Below are 16,020 nucleotides of genomic sequence, written 5' to 3'. Positions count from 1 at the left end.
CGACTGAACTCTTTCTTTCAATACGCCAAACTGATTTTACATCAGAACCACAATCTCTGCACCTCTACTAATTCAAAATAAGATTATGAAATCTCCTATAAACTATGAACCCACCTCATTAATAAAAACAAAAGTTAATGAAAAAACAGAAGTAATTCAGCCCACATTTCGAGCCAATAATGTAAGCCACGAGTCTTTAAATGAAGAAATGCAATGGTTACAATCGCTTATTGAAATGCGGTGCAAAGAATTGTTTCTGGAAGATGATCTGGCATTAGACATTGTGCATGAAGTCCCTCAGCCTTCAAAATTTGATGATGAATCCCCCTATTCTATTACCATCAATTCACATGCACTTACAACTATAGACAGAGTGATTTTGGCTTTGGGTATTGCTTCTGCTCATTATCCGTCCATGCTAAAGACGTTCGTACAGATAGAAGAAAGCAGTAATGCCTTTGCTATTGAAGCGGGTGGTGAGTACAATAAGATCAATCGTAGTTTTAAACCCACTTTTCAAACCGCACTTTTTTTACTTGCCGGCAAAGATCTGGCATTGTGGTCACACTACAGTGCCCAACTGATGAATGGCAGTGTGCTTTTGAAAAATGACATCATTTACAACCGCTCTTCAACAGAGTTTATTTATGGAAAAATTGAATTGGATACCGCTTATTTAAATTATTTTTTATCAGGTCAGAAGCCACAATTAGACCATGGCTCCTATTTTCCGGGCAAGCTTTATCAATCTGACCTCACCATGGATGATATTATTTTAGAAGACCATGTAAGAGAGCAGATAAAACCCATTGGCCATTATATCAAAGCATTGGAAAACGGTTTTTTCAAAACCAATGAGCACAGTTTTAAACCTGGTTTTATCGCTCTGTTTTATGGAGCACCGGGAACAGGAAAAACAATGCTGGCCGGGATCCTTGCCAATACATACGGTATTGATATGTACCATGTAGATCTTTCACAAGTGGTCAGTAAATATATTGGTGAAACGGAGAAAAATCTTGAAGTACTGTTCAACAGGCTGCAAGGTAAAAACTGTATGTTATTTTTTGATGAAGCTGACGCCTTGTTTGGAAAGCGTTCTGATGTAAAAGATGCTCATGACCGCTATGCCAACCAGGAAGTTTCCTATTTATTACAGCGGATAGAAAAGTTTGACGGGTTAACAATCCTGGCTTCCAATTTTGAAAACAATATGGATGATGCGTTCAAACGCCGTATAGATGTGTCTGTAAATGTAATACGACCGACAGAGCCTACAAGAAAAGCACTTTGGGAGCATTATCTACCCCAAAATATAACCTTTGAAAGTGATGAGCTTTTACAATATTTAACGAAAGAGTATTCTTATACGGGGGCCAATATCCGCAATATTATGAAAAATGTAATGATGGCTTTATATGACCGTAACGAAACCATTATTACCTATTCATTACTAAGCGCTTATTTACTGATAGAAAACGAAAAGGCCTTTGGAAAGAATCAGGCCCGTCTCAGCCCATTTGTACAGAAATCAGAATAAAACCTTAGCACAGCATAATACACTCTTCTAATAACCAAAAACATGAGCAGACTTAAGAAAACATTTGCACCCAGGGCCACCAGGTCTGAAGCGCAAACCAATGATCATAAAGAGGATGAAACAAAATATGAGCCCATTAGCAATCAGGATGTTAAAATCTCCCTCGCCAAAACAGAAGTTACCCAAATAACATACGCTCCTTTCAGAAACAGAGCATTTAGCAAGATCGAAAAAGGTTTATCCAGAATAAAGTTTCCCAATAGCGGACTTCATGTACTGGCTCTCAACCAGGCACTCAACGCATTAGGGCACAAAGTACCTGAAAATGAAACCTCTTTTGGGGAGAAAACGAGGGTTGCCCTCATTAACTTTCAAAAAAAGAATGGTATTACGGGCTCCGGAATTTTTGATAAGGAAACTTTACTAGCAATGAATACGACATTGGAGGGAGTTAAAGATAAAAAAACTAAAAAAGGGAATAAAAATATTGCTTCAACTGCAAAATTGAAAAAGCCTAAAACCGATACTTCTAAAGATTCAGATTCAATTACTTATCCTATTGTTATTAAGAAAGGTCAAAAGTTTAATGGAAAATTAATTCAAACTGATGAAGATCTTAATCGCTTTGCCGAGCATACAATGAAGATAACCCGCCCTCTGACCTGGAATCCAAAATTTACGAATGAATACGTTAAAGAAAAAGTCAGCACCGGAGGAACTGTAAAATATAAAGTATCAGCAAAAGTAAACAGTATAGAAGGAGAAACAAAAGCATTGTCCTCTAATAAAAGACAATTTATAAGGGATGCTACCAGTACTGCCGATTATATTCAAAACATCCGTATACTTGATTTATTGAAGCAATTATCTGATGAAGAAGTGGCTGATTATAAGATTAAAGTTTCGAAGGAAACAACCGATTTGTTTGTGATTGAAGAGTCGCTTAAAGCATATATTGAAGCTCGGGATAAAGACCTTAAAAACCAAAACGAATTAGAAACCGCAAAAAACAAACTTTACGGCTTAGAAGATTTGTATAAAGAATATCAAGAGTATCAAAAGCTTCTTATTTATAACAAACCTACATATTCCGGGCAACGGTTTACTACCTCTAAAATAGAAAAAAATCGAATTGCAAGAATAAATGTGCGAAACAATGCCGCTAAAGAAGAACTTACTGAAAAATTAAATAAAAATGGATTTAAGTCTATTTCAGAATTCGAAAAGCTTATAAAAAGATATGAAAAGGCATTTGAAGCCAAAACGGTTCACATTGCAGAAGATGCTCTGATAAAATATAGACATATTCTTTTTGAACAAAGAAAGAAATTATTTAATGATACTTTCTTAAAAAATTTACTCGAAAAAATAAAAACTTCTAAGGCTAAGGAAAGTTATAAAGTAGCAAACGGTGCCAGTACACCTATAATAGTAGAGAAACCAAATTACCAAGATAGGGCTTATAAAAATGAAATGGAGCTACTTGCTGGAAGTAAAAAGGCAGAAGGTGATACCGCAATTAAAGAATTATCGTCTGTAATTCCCCTTGCTGAAGATAATGGCTTTAAGAAGGAACGTTTCGCCAAAATAGAAACCCAACAGGAACTCCGTAACTTCTTAGAAAACTACATTAATGACCAGGAAAAAAATATAACCAAAATCATTACAACATTACATGCCGATCAAGGACTTTCTATCTATGGCTTTCGAGACTTGCTTCAAAAATCAAAAGAAAAACAAGGAATAGTTAATGGCAGTATTTTTGACTCAATAATAGCAGATAAAACAAAAGAGGAAAGTACCAGACATATTATAAATGGTTTATTAATAGGTGCTTTGGCAGTTGCATTAGGATTACTTTCTTTTGGGACAGGAACAGTAGCAGTCTTATTAGCTGCAGGAAATTTTGCTTTAGGGGCCTATTTAACTTATGAAGAAATAGATGCATACCGTACACAACTTGCCGCCTATAAAGTAGATATTTCTGAAGATGAGCCAAGTGCGGTTTGGGTCGTGATTTCTGTTGTAGGTTCTATCATAGACGCTGCTGCTGTGGCTAAAATATCCAGTACATTGATAAAAGCAGGAAGGACGTTTGACCAAACAAAGAATATCAGTCAAACCGAAAAAATACTTGCAGAAGCAAAATTAGACCCTGTAATTCAGGAAAAAGTGATAAAAGCATTGGAAATTGATTTAGCCAGAGCTAAGACACTTGAAAATAAAATTCAACAAAATACTGCAAAACACACAAAACTCAAAGCCGAAATAAAGGAATCGCTTAATAGAGCTAAAAAAAGTATGTTTACACTAAATTCAGGGATAAATCCTGAAGCTGCAGCAGAGATAATAGCTGCTGGAGCTCAATTTATAAAAAAAAGCACGCTAAATTTTGAAAAGTTTTTGCTAGAACTGCAACATAGAAAAATAATCAAAGAAATAGAAAAACTATCACCTGAAGAATTATCTTTGCTTAGAAAAGCTTTTGAAGACGTAATAGAAATAAAAAATCCAAAAGCTGCTACAGATATAATAACTGCTGGATCTCAATTTATACAAAAGGGTACACTAGACTTTGAAAAATTTTTACAACAAATGCAACGTACAAACAGAATCAAAGAAAAACTATCACCTGAAGAATTATCTTTGCTTAGAAAGGCCTTTGAAGATGCAATAGAAATAAAAAAAGTAAAGGATGCCTTAAAAATAGAATTTTTAAATAAAATCGGCAAAAGACTCCCTGGAAATTGGGACCAGTTTTCACCACATACAAACATAGAGTTTGCGGAAGAACTAAAAAAATACAGAGGAGATTATGATTTAACTTTCGATGATAATTTTAGAGGCAGCGAAGGTCAATTATTTGATATACATCCAATAGAGGACCATGTCTTGAAAAGATGGTATGAAGGTAGAATAACAGATATGCCGAAGTCTATCCGCAAGCTAGAAGATGCTAAGAACATAGTAGATTCTAATCCTTTATTAAAACAATATATGGAAGTGGTAGAAATAACAGAAAAAGGAACAGACTGGATTGTTAGAGGTTTTGATTCTGATTCCATTCCTTTAAAAGATGCCATTTTAAAACCAAAAGTAAATAAAATCAGACAGTTAATGATTGATGAACTATCCAATAAGCAAAGTACTACTGAACAAGAAATTTTAAAAAAGCTTAATAAAAATTCAGCTAACCTCCATTGGTCTGAGACAAATAATAAAATATTAATTATTGATATGCAATAAATTTTAATAAAAATGAAAACTTTTGAAGAACTTAATAAAAAATTAAAACCATTAGAATTTTTACCTAGTGAATTGGGTACTACATATTTTATACCTAATGCCCCTCGTGAAAAAAAAATAATAATACGACACCTCGATGGTGAACTTACACCTGAACTCCTCCCAGTATATGTTCAATTATATGAGGCTGTATTAGAGTACATTGATGAACATCATAAAATAAAAGAGCATGTATTCATGCCTCAATTATTAGAAATAGGAGAAGATTATATTATTCGTCCTTTTTATGTGTATCTTGTACCTACCCGTAGATATTTTGACCCTAATGAACCATTAGAACCATTAAAAGAATACTATGAAATGATTCGGGATTTATCAGAAGAAATGATGAGTCAGTTTTCAGAAGAGGATATTACTGATCCCAATAAACAAAGTATTATAAAAAGAATTCTAAGAAAAAGTCTGATAGAACCAAGAGGCAAAACTTTTTTTGAAGGACGCTATCTAAAAAAACATATCATTGTAGAACCTGCTATATCCATAGAAGATTTAGAAAAATGGAAAATGATTGATGATTTTTTTTAAAAAGTAATGAATAAATACTGATTTAATCTTAACCCTCACTGAGGCTGTCTCAAAAGTACCCCCCTCTCTCGGACTCCTATTTAGGAGATTCTCAGAGCATTAGTTTACCTTTTGAGACAGCCTCTTTTATTTTCAATCACTTTATCAAAAACGATCTTTATAAAGCATAATTGATAAGTTCCCTGTTACAAACTCCGGACATCCATCCCTACAATAAAAATCTCTGAAGAACTCTTCACTGCAACTACAGAATCCTCTGCCCTAAAAACAGGTAATTCTCCTGAAAAAAAGTGAACTTTGAGCCTGGAAACTCAAAAAAGTAAGAGAAAAAACCAGAAGTAGCCCAATACCTCCTGTTTTCCGCCATCAACTGAACATCATCCCACTTCCGGTTACTCAGATTCTTAAAAAATCCACCATACACGATCTATTTTTCAGATCCAGGTATTCTATAAAGCTCAACCTTAGTGATTGTGCTTTGTATATCCTTTAAATCAATGTGAAATTAAAAAACTAAGTCAATGAAAGCAGCAACTCCTGTAGAAAAAGACAACAAATCCCACCAAAGCAAGAGCAAAAAGCAAAGGCAGCAAGAACAGGTGGTTGTACCTCTACCCGAAGTGGAAATGGCCGGTACACAGACTCAAAAACATGGAGATCCACCTCTGCAGGCTGGACCCGCAAATCCCAACAACAAGTCCAATGGGGCTATTGCACCCGTTCATGGTTCACACACCGTTTACGATCAGGGCTCGGAAATAATGTATGAAAAACTTCAGGAAAGTTTGGCACAAACCGGCGATATTAATCATCCTGATACCCAGGAGATCGAAAAAAGCTATATGACCACCCTGAATATTGACCAGATACAGGATTACCAACAACTCAAGTCGGGAACTTATCTGCCTCAAACAGCACAGGAACAGGCAACAGCCCACCAGGAAGCCAAGCCAAAAGAAAAAACAAAACAAAAGACAAAATCAGCCGGGAAAGGCAATACCAATATGGCTTTGTCCGATTTGGTAAATTCCCCGGCAACAAAATTGGCAAGTAATTTCAACGCTGTTCAAAATAACAGTACTACCCTTTTAAATAGCCAAGCCGAAAAAGCAACCGGTGAACTTCCAAAAGTGAACGCCAAAATAGGAAGTGCTTTTTCTCAATCCAAATCTAAAGCAAAAAGTAAAACCAATACAGATAAAACGGCAGCGAAATCAAGAAAAAAAACAATAAAGTCTGCCACTCAAAAGTCTAAGCCTCAGAAAGAAGCTTCCTTCTCACAAAGTGCTCCATTGAAAAAAGGAACCTATTCCTTTAAAGCGACAGGAGCTAAAGGCGAAGGGATTGAAAAACAGGTCCAAAATCAACTTGAAGCCATTAAACTTAATACTTCTGCGATTCCAACCACCATGCAACAAAGTGCCCGTCTGGATCTTACCGGCGAAGCTGATACGGAACACCTATCTATTGAACAAAACGATGCTGCACAAGATATGAGTATTCAAAAAAATAAGGCAGCAAAAGACATTCACAAAGATCACGGTGAAAATAATATTATCAAAAAACCAAACGATGAGATGCTTAAACCTTCACGTAAGATAAAATCCAAGGCCGTTAAAAAACAGCCTATTGAAGCAATGAAGCTTCAGGGGATTGATGAGGCCAACATCGATGCTCAGTTTGAACCTATGATTCAGTCAAAAATAGGTACCGAAAACGAAAAATACCAAACGGCAGAACTAGAGCATAATCAAAAAGTACTGGAACACGAAAAAACAGCAGAAACCAAGATAGGAAGCGAAAAAGATAAATCGCATCAAAACCAATTAAAAGCGGTAAAAGATGCTCAGACAGACGTTAACCAGTCGAAAACTGAATGGCAAAATGCTCTCGACAAAACAGAATCTGATTTTGCAAAAAAATCTAATGATCACGCCAAAACAACGCTTGGAAATATAAAAGCGGAAAAGAGCAAAGGGGAAACCAAAGCACAAAGCCATATCAACAAAGCCAACGAGGATGCACGCAAGAAAAAAGAAGCAGCAGACAAGGAAGCAGAAGAGAAAAAGACAGAAAAGAAAAACGAAAGCAAAGGTTTCTTTGGCTGGCTTTCTGATAAGGCCACCGCATTCATCAATGCGCTCAAAGATGCACTGAATTTTATTTTCACCAAACTCAGAGAAGCCGTGAAAGCTATTTTTGATGCCGCCAAAAAATTAGTACTGGAAGCATTAGAATTCGCCAGAAAAGCCATTGTCAACTTTATCAAAGGATTTGCTATATTATTAAAAGGATTCCTGGATATTGCACTGGCCGCATTCCCTGGTATCAGAGACCGACTAAAAGCAAAAATAGACAAATATGTAGCTGTTGCTGAAAAGTTTGTGAACCAGACCTTTGAAGTATTCAAAAAAGCAGTGGTTGCAATCATTGATTTCTTGGCAGATGTAGTAGATGCACTTATTGGTGCTCTACAGGATTATTATAACCTTATTCTAGATGCTGTCAATTTTATTGTAGCTGGAATTATAAAGATATTAGAATTTATATTTAATCTCAATATAGCTGCAGCAATGTCTGTTCTTGAATTTTTCGGAGCATTGGCAGAAGAGGCACTGGGAGGTAACCCGGCAAAACCACTTCAGGATATAGAAGTTCCTACAGGTCAGGAAAAAGCGTGGGCATCTGCAATGGGGACTGAAACAGAAAACAAAGTTGATCAGGAAGGAAACAATTCTGTAAATGATGCAGTCCCAGAGGTACTAACCAAAAGCAAACTGGATGATGATGATGTCGTTTTAGAACCTTATCCTGCAGTTTCGGTAGATAAAGAATTTATACAGTCATTACCGGATTTAAAAGATGGTGAAAAATTAGAATTAGGAGGAGCAGGAGAAAACAGTGTTACTACGCAACAATTTCAAAAATCTGCTGCTTTTGATGCAGGATATGGTACTTATGATGAAGAACAGAGTCTAGCGAAGACATCCAATATTACTGAAACAACACATGAAGTTCAGAAGGACTCTGGTCCGGATTGGAGACACATGAGTGATGAGGACAAGCTGATTTACTATAATGAACAAATGCTCGTTCAGTCTGCTAAGGAAGGTAGTGCAGAACCAACTTCTCAAAAAGAAACGCCTGAAGCTACGGAAGATAATTCTCCGGAAGTACTCATGACAAAAACCGGACGACTGAATGCAGGACGAAGGTTAGAATTTATGGGTGAACAAATGTTAACTGCCATAAAAGTATTTTGGAACAAATATAAAGCATGGATTATTGCAGGTTTTGTAGCTGCATTAGTTGCTATCGCTGCCATACTTTTCTTTAGTGGAGGAGCTGCTTTAGGCGCCGTTGTTTCGACTTTAGGTGAAGCACTGACGCTTATTTTTGGAGCTATTGCGGTATCCCGGGCAATGGGAATGCTGTGGGAATATGTGAAAAAAGCGTGGGCAGGAGATACACCAGGTGCGGCAAAAGCATTGGCCACTGCATTTGCCATTATCGTTGTAGAATTCTTTATCGAGAAAATTTTGATGGGAATGGGCAAAGTATATAAACGTATGCTAAAAGTGTTTAAAGCCACCAAAGTAGGACGAATCACCACAAAAGCTATTTCTTTCATAAAAACAGCACAACGAAGAACAAAAGGACTTCTTAAAAAAGGAGTTGCCACATTACGAAATAGCAAGGTGGCAATATATCTGGAAAAAATTACAGTAAAAGGAGCTCATAAATTAGATGATCTTCGTAACAAAATTTTAACTAAATTCGGATTCAAGAAAATTTGGCTTGAAAAACACGGGGAGTTTATAGAACTTTGGGGAGAATTTAACTCTAAAGTGCTATTAGGCTATTTTGTAGGAGATCTTGATTCTATGCCTGTAACAGCAGCTGAGATGAAATCTTTAAAGCAAGGATCCAAAGAATGGAAAGAAGCAATAAAAGCTCAGAAAAAAGCCGTTGAAAATCGTACAAGATTTCAAATTAAAGTAGAAACAAAAGCCGATGCCGATGCATTTTTAAAGGAAATGATGGGTGGAAAAGGTATGGATCGATACAGAAATCACAGATATAAAGAATTAAAATATAAGGAAGGATACGAAGTACATCAAGCATTTAATAAATATCCTGAGGCAGACAGAAATCATGCTGGCGTAATGCATATTAAATATTACACTGGCGGAACAAATGGACACATTTTTTTTGAATCTTTTTAAATAATCATCATGTATAAAAATTTAGAATCCAGAATGATCAAAGATCCTTTTTTAGTTAAAGAAATTGTAGAATTTAATTACTATAAAATGTATGAAATAGTGAATAAAAATAAAATTATTAGGAAACCAGATATTAAGCTTGGAACTCCATATAAAGACCTAGAAAATATTCTACAACGCTTAGATAACCAAAAAGATTACTTATTAATCGATGGTTTCATTCACTTGTCAAAAAGATCAGTTAATAACAAAATTTTCATTATTAATTACCAAGAATTACTAACTTGGATAAAAGAAATAGATGATGATTTTGAAGGGCCTGTTAACATTATGCCCATTGAGAAAAGTAATCCTGACTCATATATAAATGCTACAACTATTTTTTCTATAATAGAGGAAGGTGTCTGCTTTTTATTCGAATAAAATTAGTAATAATAAACTCCAACAACTTTATTATTTATGATAAAGATAAAGGCTGGGGGTTGAAAACCCAATCATACTATATACTCAATTTTATTGTTGATGGCAATATAAATAGCTAACACAATTTTCATCTTCAGTAGAAATAATAAAGAGGCTGTTTCAAAAGGTAAACTAATGCTCTGAGAATCTCCTAAATGACAAAATTTGTCAGACAGGAGTCCGAGAGAGGGGTACTTTTGAGACAGCCTCTTTTTATTTTTAACCCCAGACTTCTACTCCGCTACTCATATTTCAAAAAATCAACGGCAAAAATACAGCGATTGACCTGGCTTCCATTCTGAGCCCCGGCATTGGATTCATATTCTGTCAGGTTCCATCGACATATCTTGCCAGCCTTACCTTGGAATCGCAAGATGTCCAATCAAACCTATAAAAAAATCAGAGCAGAAATGATCTGCCCTGATTGATTGTTGATTAATAGATTAACCTGTTCTGCTTAAACCAGGTTATGAGTTTTGTGAAAAAGCCGTATCATTTTCAGTCACAACTTCTGCGTTATGATCTTTCACATATACAGGGATACCATTTACCCAGGTTTCCAGAACCGGAATATCCCGCATTTTCATATACTGTGAAGATTGAGTCTGTAATGAAAGAGGATCCTGATTCAGGATCACAAAATCAGCAAAAAGACCTTTATCTAATGACCCTACCCATTTGTCTGCGTAACATTGCCATGCAGCATCATAAGTAACGGCAATCAGAGCCTGCTCCGGCGTAAGACATTCGGCACTATTTAAAACTTCGATGTCTGCTGTATTTCTTTCCATGATTCTGGTAATCGATTGCTCCATCATTCTCAAAGGACCCAATGGACTTACTTCAATATCGCTATGAAGCGTAATTCTCATACCGGCGGCAAGCGTTGAACCGCAAAGATCAAGCTTTTCTGCCTTGTCACCGAATATTACTTTCTTAAAAGCATAACCCCAATAGCCTACGTGCCCGATAAGGAAACTTGGTGAAACTCCCATTTGCAGCATATTGGTAATTTGATCCGGAGTCAGAAGTGAGCAATGCTCTATACGATTACGAAGTTCAGGACCTTTGTAATGAGCAAGAGTACGTTGGTAAGCATTGATTGCAAATGTTACTGCCTGATCCCCGTTAGCATGAATCATCAGCGGCCAGCCTTTTTTAGCTACCGCAGTATTGATTAATGTATTATAACTTGGCGGAATAGCATGGGCAGGAATACCTGCCTGTGGAAAATTAAATACCCCTGTATTATTGGCAGGATTGCACAGGTAAGGGGCACTTTGGTAACCGGTAAGCCCCTGGTTGGAACCATCTGAAACTATTTTTATATGCCCGTGATATACAGGCTTATACTCCTCAGGTTCTTTATAATGATCCATCTGATCTACCTCTTTCTGGCTGGAACAAATATAAGCCCCACCTGTTCTCACACGCTCCTGATGTGTTGCAGAATACGCCTTTAAAAGAATATCTGAACCTTTATTCAATCCGGCATCGTACATAAAAGTAACCCCTCTTGAATTGGCCAATTTAAAAAGGTCGGTAAGATAACTATTGATCCGTAGGCTCATCTCAATGATTTGCTGTTTTACCACCTTCAGTGCAGGCATCATCTGTAAACCTTCCTGCAGCTGGCCTTTGGTTTCCTTAATATAATTATCAACCGAATTATATTCTTTCTGCACATTTTCATTATGCTTGAATACATATTCATAGGCCTTCGTATTGAGATAAAGCGTATGCATAGAAGCACTCAATATCATGACAGGGACCTCAGAATTAATATTATCAAGTACGGTATTATTAATTGTGATCAACTCTCTTTTACCATTTATTTCCTCAAAAGGCATCAATGATGGATCCAGTCCTCTTCCTAAAATAACATGTCCGTTTTTAGAAACATCGTTAATCTTTGATCCGACAAAGTCCAGGTTGTATCCGGATCGTAAAGTCTGTCCTTCAAAAGGGCTCACATCCACCCATTCATGCATCATGGCTGTAGGTACCATATGAACGTGGGGCTCGATCAGGCCAGGCAGTAATGTTTGGCGTTCGGTTAATTCTTTCTTATCAAATCCGGAATGATGCTTCTTCATATAGGTATCCACATCCACTTTTTTGCCGGTTATGACAACTTTTCCATCGGCAATCCCGATAGCTTCCACTTTATCCGTTGATCCGCCGATCATAGGCCGGATAATACCTCCGTAGATCATCAGGGTTTGTGGCTTTTCGTGGGTGGCTTTTCCGGAACCGGGATTGATTTTCATCAGATTCTCTGCACTGAAAAGATCATCTTTAAGAATTTTTAAAACTGGATTGTCGCAAGAGCAATGGGTGCAGCCATGCGCGTGGTTGTGTAAATTTTCCATAGGAACAATTGGGTTTAAATGTGTTTGTGTTTTGTATTTATTTTAATACGTTGTTTTTAATGTACGTAAAAGTATAGGCCTGTCATGAGGTAAGGCTTATGATATGACTAAAATCAAAAAGAATAGTTTTTAGAATATTACGTTAAAGTAGATATGGGAATGTGAATAAATTTCATTTGTTTTCATGTTTTAGTTTATTTTATAAAAGTAATAAAAATATTCTTTCAACAAACATTTTATCACCGAATATTGATTAATTTTTTAGTCTAAACTTTTAATTCACAATACGTTTCCATTTAATTCACAATTAGCATCTATATTTTCACAATCCTACACCAAGCATTACATCACAAAATTCTCACACTTCCATTTTCAATACAATGCAATTCATATTCACCCCTATACAGAATGAAAAAATCAAATATTGTTATCAGATAAATATTAATTTTGTTTTTTGCTTGAAAGACTATGTCCCGATATAGTTTTCTGAATAAGCAAATATTTAATTCATCATGTTCCGGGAATGCCTCATATCTACAATTAATACCAGTATATTTATGTCCGGAAAAATTATTTGAAGTCAATGAAAATAAGTGTGTGTTTAATTGTTAAGAATGAAGCGGAAGTTCTGGGCAGATGTCTGGAGGGTGCAGCAAAATTTGCAGATGAGATCATCGTAGTAGACACAGGGTCTACCGATAGAACCAAAGAGATTGCCCGACAGTTTACAGACAAAATTTTCGATTTTGAATGGATTGATGATTTTTCAGCTGCGCGTAATTTTGCATTTTCCAAAGCCACCATGGATTATCAGATGTGGCTGGATGCTGATGATGTGGTACCGGAAAAATCAGTTACAGAAATTAATGAACTGAAGAAAACCCTGAAGAATGATGTTGAGATGGTGACGATGAAATATATTTTGTCATTTGACCACAACCATAATCCCGCCTTTTATTCAACCCGTGAAAGATTATTCAAAAGAAGTAAAAATTATCAATGGATCGATCCGGTTCACGAATGTATCCCTTTGATAGGCAATCTACATTATACCGATATTGAAATCTGGCATAAAAAAACACCATCTGAAGCGATTTCTACAAGAAATATAGACATATATAGAGCTTTAGAAAAAAAAGGAAAAGAGTTTTCTGCAAGGCAGCTGTATTACTATGCCAGAGAACTGAAAGATCATCATGAGACTGCCAAAGCCATAGCATATTATGAAAAATTCCTGAATTTAGGATCAGGTTGGATAGAAGATATAATAACTTCCTGCCATCAATTAGCCATTGAATATAAAAAGATGGGCACTAAAGAAAAAATTCTGCCTATTTTACTCAAAACTTTTGAATATGATATTCCGAGACCGGATATTTGTTGTGAATTAGGCTATTATTATAAAGACGAGCAAAATTACAATCAGGCGTTTAAATGGTTTGATTTGGCGACAAGGCTTCCTGCATCAGATCCGGTAGGTTTTGTATTTTCCGATTATTCAGGATATATTCCTAATATTGAAGCTTGTGTCTGTCTATCTTTTTTAGGAGACTATAAAAAAGCCAATGAATACAATGAGAAAGCAGCTCTTTCAAGACCAGACTGTCCTTCTGTGAAACAAAATAGAGCATATTTAAGAGACCTTATTTAGTCGGGTAAGATTTATCCAAATTTCCTTTTTTAATGGCCATAAACTGCTCGTAATGTAAGCCTTATCAGATGGCAGAAATACCAGAAAACGTTTAGTATCTTTTTAATTATAAATTAATACAGTTATCATAATATAGTTATATCTTTGGCCAATAATAAAAACTAATAAGATATATATCAATATGCTATGAAAACTACACTTTTTACTCTTTCTTTGTTTCTTGTTAGTTTCTCGATGAAGGTTTCGGGGCAAGAGACCCTCAATACCAGTGGCAATAATATGTCCGGTACCACAGGAAATGTTACAGCTTCTTTAGGCCAGGTTTTTTACGAAACAGCATCATCTTCTGAAGGAAGTATTACTGCGGGTGTTCAGCAGCCTTATGAGATCACAGCAACATTAGGAGTTAATATCGCCGAAATCAGTTTGAACCTTAATATTTTCCCCAACCCCACCACAGATATTCTCAATTTGAAAATGGGATTTAAAGATTATGATAAATATCGCTATGATCTTTTTGATAGCAGTGGTAAATTACTGACAAGTCAACCTGTTCTTCAGACACAAACTCAAATTGTCATGACGTCTTATCCGGCTGCCATCTATTTATTAAAAATATCAAAAGAGGGTAAGACCATCAAAATTTTTAAGGTTTTAAAAAACAGATAAATAATTATATAAACTAATTACCTATGAAAAAGCTTTCTTTTCTAGCAGCCTCTCTGACCTCTGCTTTAGTGTTTTCACAAGTGCAGGATGCGATGAGTTATCAGGCTATTATCAGAAATTCAAGTAATCAAGTGGTCAGTAATCAGAATGTAGGAATGAAATTTTCTATATTGAAAGGCTCTCCAACAGGAACAGTAGTGTACTCAGAAACTCAGACTCAGTCTACCAATATAAATGGATTAGTAACTGTAAAAATAGGCACAGGTACTTTAGTGAGTGGCTCATACTCTACAATCAACTGGGGTGCAGACACTTACTTTATAAAAACAGAAACAGATCCTAATGGGTCCAATAACTATACCATAACAGGAACATCACAACTATTAAGTGTTCCTTATGCTTTATATGCAAAAACTTCAGGAAGTTCTCTTCCCGGACCTCAAGGTGCCATTGGCCCACAAGGAATCCAGGGGATCCAGGGTGTAACAGGACCAATGGGGGCTCAGGGATTAATTGGAGCTACGGGACCAACAGGGCCAGTAGGTGCTCAAGGAATAGCCGGAGCTACGGGACCGACAGGACCAATGGGGGCTCAGGGATTAATTGGAGCTACGGGACCGACAGGGCCAGTAGGTGCTCAAGGAATAGCCGGAGCTACGGGACCTACAGGACCATTTGGGGCCACAGGTGCCACGGGTGCGGGTCATACAAATGGTTCTGCCCCGGGACAGGTTTATATAACAGGAGGAGTAGCACCCTATGCTCCAACTGATCCGGTAAGTATAAGTGGAGACATCACAATGAATACTTCCGGAGTGACAACTATAGGAACTTCTAAGGTGACAACAACCAAAATTGCCGATGCATCTGTTACTGTAGCCAAAATATCTACCACTTCAGGTACGGCGAGCTCTTCTACTTATCTTAGAGGGGATGGAACCTGGTCTACACCAGCCAGCAGTAGTGTACAGCTATTAACAGGAACAGGAACTACAACTTTGCCAATAGCTGGAAATCCCGGCGTATTTACCATTACAGTGAACGGAGCAGCTGTAGGGGATGCGGTTATTGTAAATCCTACAAGTACTGTTCCAACAGGAAATAGTGTTTATCCACCCATCTATACGGCAAAAGTAACAGCAGCAAATACTGTAACGGTTTATATATATGATTCCGGTACTGCCGGCAACACATCCTTCTCTTTTAAGGCTACAGTGATCAAGTAGATCCATGTTACTTTACAAAGCAAATTATAATCACCTATCAAAA

The 16,020-nt window shown here is 36.5% G+C and carries 9 protein-coding genes; 8 read left to right on the top strand and 1 reads right to left on the bottom strand.

Annotation, left to right across the window (positions count from 1 at the left end; genetic code table 11):
* Window positions 1–85: 85 nt before the first annotated feature.
* The 5 genes from AC106K_RS12935 (at window position 86) to AC106K_RS12915 (ending at window position 10,020) form a co-directional block, all read left to right on the top strand.
* Window positions 86–1,540, top strand: coding sequence for an ATP-binding protein (locus AC106K_RS12935; protein ID WP_482445876.1), 1,455 nt, complete (start codon window positions 86–88; stop codon window positions 1,538–1,540).
* 42 nt (window positions 1,541–1,582) lie between these two features.
* Window positions 1,583–4,786: a peptidoglycan-binding domain-containing protein gene (locus AC106K_RS12930; protein WP_482445875.1), complete on the top strand. Its 3,204-nt coding sequence runs from the start codon at window positions 1,583–1,585 to the stop codon at window positions 4,784–4,786.
* A 12-nt stretch (window positions 4,787–4,798) separates the two neighbouring features.
* Window positions 4,799–5,371 carry a hypothetical protein gene (locus AC106K_RS12925; RefSeq protein WP_482445873.1) on the top strand — a complete coding sequence of 191 codons (573 nt, stop codon included), beginning with the start codon at window positions 4,799–4,801 and terminating at the stop codon, window positions 5,369–5,371.
* A gap of 521 nt (window positions 5,372–5,892) precedes the next feature.
* Entirely contained in the window at window positions 5,893–9,597 is a 3,705-nt protein-coding gene (locus AC106K_RS12920) for a hypothetical protein (protein ID WP_482445871.1), read from the top strand.
* A gap of 9 nt (window positions 9,598–9,606) precedes the next feature.
* On the top strand, window positions 9,607–10,020 hold the full coding sequence (locus AC106K_RS12915) for a hypothetical protein (protein ID WP_482445869.1): 414 nt from the start codon (window positions 9,607–9,609) through the stop codon (window positions 10,018–10,020).
* 506 nt (window positions 10,021–10,526) lie between these two features.
* On the opposite strand, the gene AC106K_RS12910 is transcribed toward AC106K_RS12915, so the two are convergent.
* Complete coding sequence (locus AC106K_RS12910) at window positions 10,527–12,431, bottom strand: amidohydrolase (RefSeq protein WP_482445868.1); 1,905 nt, start codon at window positions 12,429–12,431, stop codon at window positions 10,527–10,529.
* 583 nt (window positions 12,432–13,014) lie between these two features.
* On the opposite strand from AC106K_RS12910, the gene AC106K_RS12905 reads away from it, so the two are divergent.
* The 3 genes from AC106K_RS12905 (at window position 13,015) to AC106K_RS12895 (ending at window position 15,977) form a co-directional block, all read left to right on the top strand.
* Complete coding sequence (locus AC106K_RS12905; RefSeq protein WP_482445866.1) at window positions 13,015–14,082, top strand: glycosyltransferase; 1,068 nt, start codon at window positions 13,015–13,017, stop codon at window positions 14,080–14,082.
* Window positions 14,083–14,268: 186 nt separating this feature from the next.
* Window positions 14,269–14,751 carry a T9SS type A sorting domain-containing protein gene (locus AC106K_RS12900; protein ID WP_482445864.1) on the top strand — a complete coding sequence of 161 codons (483 nt, stop codon included), beginning with the start codon at window positions 14,269–14,271 and terminating at the stop codon, window positions 14,749–14,751.
* A gap of 23 nt (window positions 14,752–14,774) precedes the next feature.
* Window positions 14,775–15,977, top strand: a complete 1,203-nt coding sequence (locus tag AC106K_RS12895) for a hypothetical protein (protein ID WP_482445863.1) — start codon at window positions 14,775–14,777, stop codon at window positions 15,975–15,977.
* The last annotated feature ends 43 nt before the right edge of the window (window positions 15,978–16,020 follow it).

Source organism: Chryseobacterium sp. FR048 (assembly GCF_056844665.1).
Note: the sequence above shows the minus strand (reverse complement) of the source record. Positions and strands in the feature narration are given on the sequence as shown.